The organism is Kitasatospora sp. NPDC001664 (assembly GCF_053596675.1).
In genome coordinates this window covers 50,940-61,793 of record NZ_JBSFGS010000006.1, presented here as the reverse complement: position 1 = coordinate 61,793, position 10,854 = coordinate 50,940, and the positions used below count along the sequence as shown (strand labels likewise).

8 protein-coding genes are annotated in these 10,854 nt (G+C 74.5%); 2 read left to right on the top strand and 6 right to left on the bottom strand.

The genetic code is table 11. The annotated features are described in order from the left end of the window. Positions 1-16: 16 nt before the first annotated feature. Both ACWCYY_RS10625 and ACWCYY_RS10620 read right to left on the bottom strand, forming a co-directional pair. Positions 17-1,453: a class I adenylate-forming enzyme family protein gene (locus ACWCYY_RS10625; protein ID WP_449795683.1), complete on the bottom strand. Its 1,437-nt coding sequence runs from the start codon at positions 1,451-1,453 to the stop codon at positions 17-19. A 3-nt stretch (positions 1,454-1,456) separates the two neighbouring features. Next, positions 1,457-2,929, bottom strand: coding sequence for a nitroreductase family protein (locus tag ACWCYY_RS10620; RefSeq protein WP_449795682.1), 1,473 nt, complete (start codon positions 2,927-2,929; stop codon positions 1,457-1,459). 285 nt (positions 2,930-3,214) lie between these two features. Between ACWCYY_RS10620 and ACWCYY_RS10615 the strand changes: the two genes are divergently transcribed. Together ACWCYY_RS10615 and ACWCYY_RS10610 are read left to right on the top strand one after the other, a co-directional pair. Next, a complete protein-coding gene (locus ACWCYY_RS10615) occupies positions 3,215-4,039 on the top strand; it encodes a LuxR C-terminal-related transcriptional regulator (RefSeq protein WP_449795681.1) in 825 nt (274 codons plus the stop codon). A 287-nt stretch (positions 4,040-4,326) separates the two neighbouring features. After that, positions 4,327-5,694 carry an aminotransferase class V-fold PLP-dependent enzyme gene (locus ACWCYY_RS10610; RefSeq protein WP_449795680.1) on the top strand — a complete coding sequence of 456 codons (1,368 nt, stop codon included), beginning with the start codon at positions 4,327-4,329 and terminating at the stop codon, positions 5,692-5,694. 199 nt (positions 5,695-5,893) lie between these two features. Here the strand turns inward: ACWCYY_RS10610 and ACWCYY_RS10605 are convergent, their stop codons facing one another. From ACWCYY_RS10605 to ACWCYY_RS10590, 4 genes are all read right to left on the bottom strand, one after another. Beyond that, complete coding sequence (locus tag ACWCYY_RS10605; protein WP_449795679.1) at positions 5,894-7,033, bottom strand: ThiF family adenylyltransferase; 1,140 nt, start codon at positions 7,031-7,033, stop codon at positions 5,894-5,896. Between the two features lie 32 nt (positions 7,034-7,065). After that, on the bottom strand, positions 7,066-8,112 hold the full coding sequence (locus ACWCYY_RS10600; RefSeq protein ID WP_449795678.1) for a ketoacyl-ACP synthase III family protein: 1,047 nt from the start codon (positions 8,110-8,112) through the stop codon (positions 7,066-7,068). 57 nt (positions 8,113-8,169) lie between these two features. Next, positions 8,170-8,937, bottom strand: coding sequence for an SDR family NAD(P)-dependent oxidoreductase (locus tag ACWCYY_RS10595; protein ID WP_345290328.1), 768 nt, complete (start codon positions 8,935-8,937; stop codon positions 8,170-8,172). A gap of 115 nt (positions 8,938-9,052) precedes the next feature. Beyond that, a complete protein-coding gene (locus ACWCYY_RS10590) occupies positions 9,053-10,780 on the bottom strand; it encodes an FAD-dependent monooxygenase (protein ID WP_449795677.1) in 1,728 nt (575 codons plus the stop codon). Between the last annotated feature and the right edge of the window lie 74 nt (positions 10,781-10,854).

Genomic DNA, 10,854 nt, shown 5'->3' with positions numbered 1-10,854 from the left:
TTCTCCTGGCGGGTCGTCACTGGGGCTGGCCAGTGGTGATGAACAGGCCGCGCAGCTGGGCCATGGCGGGTTTGCCGGTGGAGCCGCGGGGGATCTGGGGCACGACGCGGATGAGACTGGGGACCTTGTAGGCGGAGATGCGCTCGGCCAGCCGGCGGCGCCCCTCGGCCGGGTCGAAGCCGGGTTCGGCGGTGATCACGGCAGCCAGTGCGCTGCCGCCGTGCCGGTCGGGGGTCTCCAGGACGACCGCGTCGGTGACGCCGGGGACGTCGAGGAGCGCCTGGGTGACCTCGAGGGCGTCGATCTTGCGCCCGCCGACGTTGATCTTCTGGCTGGTGCGTCCGGTGAGCACCAGGCTGCCGTCGCGGAGGTAGCCGGTGTCGCCGGTGTGGTAGAAGCCGTCCTGGTCGATGCGGCCCTCCAGTACGCCGGGCGCGTTGAGGTAGCGGGTGCCCATGGACTGGCTGTGCACCCGCACCACCTCGGGTGCGGCGGCGGTACCGGACCGCAGGCGCACGCCGGGCAGCGGCTGGCCCAGGCCCGGATCGGTCAGCGGGTCCGCGGCGAAGGTCAGCGGGCCGGCCTCCGCCACCCCGAAGTAGTTCTGCAGCGGCACGCCGGTGCGCGCCGTGAACTCGCTCCGGGTGTCGGGGCGCAGCGGCGCCGCCGAGGAGACCGCCATCCTCAGGTTCGGCGGTGCGGTGCCGTCGGCGGGGCGGCGGACCAGCGACTCGTAGAGCGCCGGGAAGCCGACCAGCCGGGTGGCGGCGGTGCTCGCGAGCAGCCGCGACACCGCGCCGCCGGTGGGCAGTCCGCTGCCCAGGTGCAGGTCGGCACCGACCAGGAAGGCGGAGAGCAGCGAGGTGTTGAAGGCCAGGCCGTTGGAGAGGGAGGCGAAGCACAGGATGCTGTCGCCGCCCGAGAGGCCGGTGCCCTCGGCCCAGTTCGCCGCGGCCCGGTGCACCGCGGTGCCGGCGAACTCGATGCAGTTGGGACGGCCGGTGGAGCCGGAGGTGAACCGGCACACCTCGGTCAGGTCGTGCAGCGCGGGCGCTTCCTCCCGCGCGGGCAGGCCGGTCGCCAGCAGCGACCCCAGCGTGCCGCGCGGGGTGCCGACCTCGGGCGCGGCCGCGGCCTCGTCCTGGAGCAGCAGGTCGAGCCCGCAGTCCTGCCAGATGAGCTGCACCTCGCGCGGGCCGCTGGCCCGGTCGATCAGGAAGGGCACGCTGCCGGCCTTGAGGACGGCCAGGTAGGCAACCAGATAGGCGACCGAGTTGCCGGACTGGACGGCGACCCGGTGCCGCTCGCCGGGGCCGAGCAGAGCGCGCAGCCGGGTGGCCTGCTCGTCGGCGGCCCGGTCCAGCTCCCGGTACGTGAGCCTGGTGTGACGGTCCGTCACCTGCGCCCGGCCGCCGCCGTCGCGCAGGGCCTTGGTCATGATGTCGGCGAGCATCGGTCAGCGCCCCCCGTGGGCGTAGGCGCCCTGTAGGCGGTCGGTCTTCCGGACGGCGGCGCCGCGCGGCCCGAGCATCGCGACGTAGAGGACCTCGTCCTGATCGGTCAGCCCGGCGAGGCGGTGCCAGGCCGCGGCGTCGAAGCCACCGATGGTGGTGATCGCCACGTCGGCGTCGGTGGCGCCCAGGTAGAGCAGGTGGGCCAGGGCCCCGGCGCGCAGCAGCGCGTGGTCGATCCCGGCCATGCCGTGCCGGAAGACCTGCTCCCGGCGGCCGTGGAAGACGACGGCGGCGGCCGTGTGACGCAGGTGCTCCTGCCCCATGCAGATCCGCACCAGGTCGTCGTCACTGCTCGTGACGCGACCGCGGGGTGCGGCGTCCTCGGTACCGGCGCGCAGGACGCGGTAGGCGCCGGGGGCCAGACCGTCCACCCGGCGGGCGACCAGCGTGGCGCCGAAGCCGTCCGCGGGCGGCAGGTCGGTGGGCAGCGGGGTGCTCATGGCGGCCAGCGCCCGCCGCAGCGCGTCGGCCGGCACCGGGCCGGGCCCGAAGTCCTTGGCGGAGCGCCGGACGGCGGCGAGCCGGGCCAACCGGGCCAGCTGGGCCGGCTGCGGCGGCGCGGCCGCCTCGGTGCCGTCCAGCAGGCTGAGCGGCGGGGTGCCCGAGGACGCGGTCGGCCCTTCGTGGCGGAATTCGGCCAGCTGTTGCCAACATCGGTACTCGAAGTGCTCGGGCCGCCGGGGCGAGCGGCGGGTGTCCCGGTGGTCGGTGCAGCTCCAGGCGCCCGGCTCGGGCGGCCGGTGGCCGGCCGGGCCGTCCAGCAGCAGCACGCTGTGCGGCAGGAGGTAGTCGTCCCCCAGGCCGAGCAGGGTGTTCAGCGGGCCGGTCGCGGCACCGGTCAGCCACTGCGCCCGGCGGTGTCCGGCCGCGGCCAGGCACAGCAGGTGGGTGCCCAGGTGCGCGGTGTCCAACTGGGCGTACAGATAGCCGCGTTCGTCGTACTTGCGGATGGACAGCCAGGGCCGCACCACGAGCAGCACCAGGCTGGTGTCAGGGCCCGGCAGCGCGAGGCCGCCGTCGCACAGCGCCTTGTCCACCTCCTCGCCTTCGTGGGTGAGGTAGCAGGTGCGCCGGGCCACGTCCACGGAGAACACCCGCGGCCCGTCCGGACCGCCGGTGACCACCCGCAGTTCGTAGGGCTGCAGCGCGCCGGCCGAGGGGGCGCTGTGACCGCCGGTGGCGGAGCCTTGCGCGGAGGCCTCGAACAGGGCCAGGGCGGCGTGCAGTTCGGCGGGTACGGCCATCGGCCGCGGGCGCGGCGTGCCGTGGGGGGCGGCGACCAGCGTCATCCGCCGCCACAGGCGCTGCGCGGTCTGCTCGGCCCGCTCGGTGCCGAGCCCGCCGGCCGGGTCGGCCAGGCCCCCCAGGGGGTGCCCTGCGGCCCGGTCGCACACCAGAGAGTCTCGATCGTTCACCGGTTTCGCTTCTCCTTTCCTGCCAAGACGGAGCGGCGTCAGCACCTGCGGCTGCCACTGACGGATGGGTCGCGCCAAGGTGTTTGCTTACGCAGAGTGAGCACTGCCGAAGACGGGGAACGGGATTTCCAATTAATCCGGTGAAATAATCTTGCCAGAGGAGATCAAAGCCGTGTAGACCATTTAGTGGCCTGGAGCGGCCATGGCCGCCGGGGGACATGCCAGCAGGGAGGCCGCGAGGTGCCGGTACAGCAGGATGAAATGGCGGGGAATGCCGTGGGAACGTTGTCGGAGCTACTGGAAAGGCAGCAGCGGGCGCTGGTCAGCGCGGCGGACTGCGCCCGGCTGCTGGAGTCCCACGTGTCCGCGCTGGCCGTGCACCGCGCCGCGGTCCCGGCCGGCCACACCGGCGACCCGGTGGAGGTCCACGACCCGGCACGGGCCCATGAGCTGCTCGACGCCGCGGTGGCGCTGGCCCGCGGTCAGATCCGCCTGATCCAGCCGTCGGTCATCGCCCGCCACCTGGTCATCGACCGCCTGGGCGGCGACTGGCGGGAGCGCGGGTCGCGGGTCAGCGTGCGCACGATCCACCAGAGCGGCCTGTTGCAGAACGCCACGGCCGTCTCCCACCTGGAGAAGCTCTCCCGGCGCGGGGTCCAGATCCGGGTGGCGCCGCTGCTGCCGTTCCGGCTGGTCGTCGTCGACGACGAGATGGCGCTGGTGTGCCTGCCGGACTCGACGCTGCTGGTGCGCCAGCCGGCCCTGCTGCAGGTCCTCATCCGGATCTTCGAGTACTGCTGGGACGACGCGCGCGACCTGCGCACCGGCGCGGCGGAGGACGAGGGGCCGTGCCCGGAGGACCGGCCGGCCGGCACCGGGGCCCCGGTGAGCCTGACCGAGCAGCAGCTGGTCATCCTGCGGCTGTGGGCCAAGGGCCGCCAGGACCTGGAGATCGCCCGCGAACTGCACGTCTCCCCGCGCACCCTGCGCCGCACGGTGTCCTCGTTGCTGCGCCGACTGGGCGTGAGCAGCCGCTTCGAGGCCGGCGTCATCGCCGCGCGGACCCACCAGCTGCTGCCCGACCCGGATCCGCTGCCCCCGCACTCCTGACACCCGGCGGCCAGGGCGGCGCGCCGAGCCCTGGCCGTCAGCGGCCAACTTGCCCCCTGCCGCGCGCGGCGCGCGCTTGGCAGAATCGAGCGGTACGGGCTGCCGCGGCCCCTGACCGGGCCGGTGCTCCGGCCCGCTGCCCTGCGCGCACGGCGTGCCGTCGACCGCCGCGCATCCCCTTCTCCAGTGCCCCGCCCGCCGGCGCGCCCGCCGGATGCGCCCACCCGGTCGCACCCGCTCGCCCGCGCCCCGGCCACCCCCATCCGCCCTCCCCCCGGGAGTCCGCCATGCGTGTTGCCCGCAACGCCCCGACCATCGACGCCGTCTCGGCGCCGCCCCTGCCCGTCCTGGGAACGGACGTCATGGTGCCGCTCGTCACCGGCGACGACGTGCCCTACGCGGCCCTCGACTACGCGGCCAGTGCCCCGGCCCTGCGCAGCGTCTGGGAGGAGGTGTGCGGGTACGTGCCGTACTACGGCAGCGTGCACCGCGGCGCCGGCTACCTCTCGCAGCTGTCGACCGACCTGTACGAGGCCAGCCGCGTCACCGTGCACGAGTTCCTCGGCTGTCGCGCCGACGACGAGGTCGTCTTCACCCGCTCCACCACCGACTCGCTCAACCTGCTGGCCTCGGTGCTCCCGGCCGGCACCCAGGTCTACGTCTTCGAGACCGAGCACCACGCCGCGCTGCTGCCCTGGCGCGGCGCCGAGGTCACCGTCCTGCCCGCGCCGGCGTCGCGCCAGCAGGCGGTCGAGACCGTGGCCGAGGCGCTGGCGGGCCGCGACCCGCACCGGCCGGGCCTGGTGTGCGTCACCGGCGCCTCCAACGTGACCGGCGAGCTGTGGCCGATCGCCGAGATCACCGAGGTGGCCCACGCCGCCGGGGTGCGCGTGGTGGTGGACGCCGCGCAGCTGGTACCGCACCGCCCGGTGGACCTCGCCGAGCTGGGCGCGGACTACATCGCCTTCTCCGGCCACAAGATGTACGCGCCGTTCGGCGCCGGCGTGCTCGCCGGCCGCCCCGATTGGCTGGCCGCCGCCGAGCCCTACCTGGCGGGCGGCGGCGCCAGCCGGCTCGTCGTGCACGGCGAGCAGGGCCTGTCGGTCCAGTGGCAGCAGGGCAGCGCGCGGCACGAGGCCGGCTCGCCCAACGTCATCGGCGTGTACGCGGTGGCGGCGGCCTGCCGGGCGCTGAGCGCCGCGGGGTTCGAGACGCTGGTCGCCCGCGAGGAGGCGCTGCTGGAGCGGACGCTGACCGCGCTGGCCGGCATCCCCGAGGTGCGGGTGCTCTCCCTGCTGGGCCGGACCAGCCCCCGGGTGGGGGTGATCGGCCTCGTCGTCGACGGCTGGAACAGCTCCCACCTGGCGGCGGCGCTGTCCGCCGAGCACGGCATCGGGGTGCGCGACGGCATGTTCTGCGCCCACCCGATGGTGCGCCGGCTGCTGGGCGCCGACCCGGACCAGCCCCAGGAGTGCGCCGCCCCGGAGCCGGCCGGACCGGGCGAGCGGCCCGCCAACGCGGTGCGGATGAGCTTCGGGGCGGGGACCCCCGTGGAGCACCTGGACCGGTTCGTCGCAGCGGTGGCGGACCTGGTCGCGAACGGCGCCCGCTGGACCTACCGGACCGAGGGCGGCCGCTGCGTTCCGGTGCGCTGACGGGAACGCCGAGATGTGCGCCCGCATTGCCCGAGGAATTCGGGTGCGCGGGCGCACATTTCTTTTCGGAAAGCGACTGGTGCGCGTCGGTCGATTTCCGCCGGGAATATTGTTTGGGTAGGCCGAAGGGAGGCCGCCCGGGCGGGGTCCGGGCGGCCACGAACCAGGAAGTCGATTACGGAGCGTAGTCTCCCTGGGGTCAGTAGGTCGGCAGCGACGGGTCGATCCGCTCGGCCCAGGCGACGATGCCGCCGCCCAGGTGCGCGGTGTCCAGACGGCCGGCTCGCCTGGCCACCGCCAGCACCTCGGCGGAGCGGATCCCGGACCGGCACAGGAACACGATCCTGCGGTCGGTGGGCAGCCGCTGGACCGCGTCACCGTCCAGGAACTCGTCCTTGGGGACGAGCACCGAGCCGGGCAGGCTCACGAAGGCGTACTCGTCGGGCTCGCGCACGTCCACCAGGGCGATCGGCTCGTCGCCGTCGAGCAGTTCCTTCAGCTCCTCCACCGACAGGGTCGACTCGCGTGCCGCCACGGCCGCCTGCGGCGACAGGAGCCCGAAGAACGGCTCCGCCGCGGTCGGTTCGGCCGGCCGGTCGGTGCGCGGATCGCGGCGCAGCGGCACGGTCACGCAGGTGGCGGCCATCGCGTCGTACTTCATCACCCGGCCCACCAGCGGCTCGCCGGCGCCGGTGAGCAGCTTGAGGGCCTCGGTGGCCATGGTCACCGCCAGCCAGGACCCCACCGCCCGCAGCGCGCCGGACATGCCGCGGAAGTAGGGGGTGGGAGGCTCCGGGAACAGGTCCCGGAGGGTGGCGCCGTGGACGTCCCAGAAGACCGCCACCCGCCCGCCGGTGGCGTCCATGGACCCCCACACGTAGGGCTTGCCGGCCTGCGCGCAGACGTCGTCGGCCAGTTGACAGCGGGCCGGGTCCTCACCGGCGCAGACCACCAGGTCGTAGCCGGCGACCAGGTCCGCCGCGGTGGTCACGTCGAAGCGGCCCTCGACGACGGTGCGCACCGCCGGGTGGGTGGTGGCCAGGGCCCGGGCCCAGGCGTCGGCGCGGGTGGCCGGCTCGTCGGCCACGATGCCCAGGTGGCGGTCCCACGGGTTGAGCGGGGAACCGTCGCTGATGCCGATGGTGCCCACGCCCCAGTCGGCGAGGTGGGCGATCAGCGGTGCGCCGATCTCGTCCGCACCGATGACCAGCACCCGGGCGGCGGCGAGCCGGCGCTGCGCCGTCATGCCGTGGCCGGCCAGGATCACCTGGTGCGCATGCCGCCGGGCCTCGTCCTCGGACAGGTCGGAAGCGGGCTCCGCGAGCGGGGGGAAGGGCATGTGTGCTCCTGTCTCGGAAGGATGACGGTCCGTCAGGACGCTTCGGTGGCGGCCCAGTCGGGCACGTTCAGGATCTCCAGCACCGCGGCGCCCCAGTTGAAGCCGTAACCGGCTCCGGCCAGCAACACGCGGTCGCCTGCGGCCAGTTGACCGGTGCGCAGCAGGTGGTCGAGGGCGGCGGCCTGGTCCCCGGAGCCCAGGTGGCTGATCTGGCGGCCGAACTCCCAGGTGGTGCGCTCGCGCTCGACGCCCATCTCGGCGAGCATGCCCCACCAGCGCACCGTCTGGCCGTTGTTGGGCATGACGAAGCGCCGGATGTCGTCGGCCTCGCACTTGGCCTCCGCCAGTGCCTGCTGGAGGCAGCCGCTGATGCCGTCGGCGATCCGCAGCGAGATCTCCTCCAGGTCGCTCAGGTGGCGGCGCATGAAGTCGGCCTTCCGCCCGCGCATGTTGAGCGGCTTGTCGCCCGCGGCCGGGGCGTCCTTGAGGGTCCGGCCGCGGTACATGCCCTCCAGCGAGGGGTCCGAGGTGAGCACGCAGGAGACGACGCGGGCGAACCCCGGGCGCCTGGTGAGCAGCATGGCGGTGCCGCCGTCGGCCATCACCGTGCCGCTCTCGGTGCGGAACCGGTCGAAGCCGGGGAGGCAGAACCGCTCGCCGGTGGTGATCAGGACGGCGGCGGTGTCCTCGCAGGCGGCCAGGAAGGCCGAGGCGAGCGAGAGGGCGGCCAGCCCCCCGTTGGACTTCTGGTCGACCTCCACGGCCGGGGCGCCGCCACCGATGGTGTGGTGCTGGATGTAGGAGGACGGGGTCCACATGTCCTGGCCCTGGAAGTACGCGCTGGCGTGCAGCAGCAGCCGGACGTCCGCCGGGTCGGCCTCGGAGCGTTCCAGCGCCTGGCGCACGGCCGCGACCGCGAGGTCGGGGGCGTGGTCGTCCTCGGAGACGGTCACGCCCAGCAGGCCGTTGGCGATGTGCTCGGACGCGGCGTACCGGCCGTCGGCTGCCGCCTCGGCGAGGTCGAGCCTGCGACCGAGCCGTACACCGATGCTGTCGAGGTAGATGTCGTTGGCGAGCATGTCCAGACCTTCCGTCGGCGGTGGGGGCGATGGGACGGGGCGTTCAGTGGTGGGGCATCACAGGTAGGCACCCCCGGTGGCCTTCAGGCACTCGCCGGTCACCCAGCGGGACTGCTCGGAGGCCAGGAACGCGACGACGTCGGCGACGTCGCCCGGCTGGCCGAGCCGGCCGAAGACCGTCCTGGCCGCCGCCTCCGCGGCCTCCTCGGGGTGTTCGCGCAGCCTGGCGCGGTGCAGGTCGGTCTCGATCAGTCCGGGGGCGACCGTGTTGACGGTGATGCCGGAGGGTCCGAGCTGCGCGGCGAGCGAGCGGCTGAACGCCTCCAGCGCGCCCTTGCTCATGGCGTAGCCCAGGACGTGCGGGTGGGCGACCTGATGGGCCACGGAGGACACGTTGACGATCCGGCCGCCCTCGCCCATCAGCGGCAGGAGCCGCTGCGCGACGAAGAGCGGCGACTTGACGTTGATCTCGAACACCCGGTCGAGGTCCTGGGGCGTGATGGTGGTGATGTCGGCGCGGCAGCCGATGCCCGCGTTGTTGACCAGGACGTCCAGCCGGGCCGCGCCGGTGTGCTCGCGCAGGCCCGCCTCGACGCCGGCGGCCAGGGTCTCGACGGCGCCCGGGGTGCCCAGTTCGGCCCGCACCGGGAAGGCGTTGCCGCCGGCGGAGCGCACCGCGGCCACGGCCCGGGCGGCGGAGTCGTCGTCGCGTCCGTAGTGGACGGCCACCGTCGCGCCCATGGCGCCCAGGCGTTCGGCGATGGCCCGTCCGATGCCCCGTCCGGCGCCGGTGACCAGCGCGGTCCGCGGTGCGGGACCACTCATGGCTTTCCCCCTCGAAGAGTCGTACGTGGCACGGATGAAGAGCACTGCCCGGGCGGCGACCACCGCGCCCGGCCGGTGCCGGGGTGCGGCCCGGCCGGGGACCGGCGGGTTACCGTCACGCGGGCCGGCCGCTCCCGCGCGGTGCTCGCGCGCGGTCCAGGAGCGCGGTCAGGACGTCCGCCAGTTCGGCCTCGGGATCGGCCGCCGCTGCCCGGGTCCGCCAGCCGACGAAGCCGTCGGGGCGGACCAGCAGCGCGCCGCCGTCCTCGATGCCGACCGCGGCCGCCCAACTCGGGACGGACTCCGCGGCCGCCTCGACGAGGTGGGCGTCGACCGGGACGCCGAGCCGGGACGCCACCTCGGCCGCGGCCTTCGGCCATGCCGCTCCGTCCGGTCCGGCGAGCAGCGTGAAGCGGTAGTCGACCAGGTCCAGCGTGGAGCGCGTCCGCCCGCCCGGGGCCAGCCAGTGGTGCGGCAGCCGGGAGCCGGGCGAGCCGTCCAGGTCGGGCTCGACGTCCTCCGTGGAGGGCAGCGGCGCGACCGGGCCGATCACCGCGCCGGAGTCGTAGCGGTAGCCGAGGTGGATCACCGGTGCGTTGACCGCACCGGCCGAGGCGCGGTGCCGGCGGCCCTGCTCCCCGGTCTGCCAGTGCAGGGACGGGTCCTCCAGCCGCAGCATCGACTGCTGGAGCGCGGTGGCGGCGACCGGGCGGCGCTCCTGCTCATAGCTGTCCAGCAGGGCCTCTCCGGCCTGTCCGCCGAGCACGTAGGCCAGCTTCCAGGCCAGGTTGTGGGCGTCGGCCGCACCGGTGTTCATGCCGAAGGCACCCACCGGGGGAATGACGTGCGCGGCGTCCCCGGCGAGGAAGACCCGACCGTCCCGGAACCGGTCGGCGAGCGCCCCGCGCACCTGCCAGGGCAGGATGCTCACCACCTCGAGGGGCAGGTCCTCGCGGCCGACGGCGGCCCTGATCCGCTCGGCGCACCGCTGCGGGGTGAAGTCGTCCGAGGTGAGGCCCGCGTCCCGCGGATAGCGGAAGGCGTAGATCCACTCGCGGTCGCCGTCGACGGGCAGCAGGCCGCCCGCCGCCTCGGGGGTGGTGATGTCGCAGACGGTGAACGGCCGGCCGCCGGTGAACTCGCCGAGGTCCGCGTGGAAGAGCACGCTGATCAGCGGGTCGCCGATGACGCCCGGGCCGCTGGTGCCGATGCCCAGGCTCTCGCGGACGCCACTGCGGGCGCCGTCCGCCGCCACCAGGTAGCGAGCCCGGACCTCCACGGGGCCGTCGGGGCCGGTCAGCTGCGCGGTGACCCGTGCGTCGTCCTGGGCGAAGGCGACCATCTCGGTACCGAACTCGATCCGCGCACCCGCGCCGCGCGCCGCGGCGGTGATCACCTTGTCCAGGCGGCCCTGGGGGCAGGTGCCGCGCAGGTGGCGCGGCGTCACGTCGCGGAACGCGTCTGTGCGGGGCGGGGCCTGTGCGGACAGGGCCTCCAGGTCGGCCTCCGCCAGGGTGGGGGTGGCGAACATCTGGAGGTCACCGCCCCGCATGTCCATGCACTCGGCGTCGACGGCGTCGGCGATGCCGGCCGTGTGCAGCAGTTCCACGGTGCGTGGCCCGATGCCCATGGCCCGCGGGTGCGCCAGCGGTGCCGGGTGCCGCTCGGCGACGAGGGTGCGCACCCCCATGCGGGCGAGGAACAGGGCGGTGAAGAGACCCACCGTACTGCCCCCGACCACCAGCACGTCGGTGTCCAGGGCCTCGGTGGCCGGGGTCCCCTCGTCCGGGGTCCCCTCGTCCGGGGTCCCCTCGTCCGGGGCATCGATGTCGCTGCTCAGCATTGCTTCGGCTCTCCTCGTCCGGGCCGGCACGGGTCTTGCGGGATCAACAACGACAGGCGGATGCCGCCCCGGTC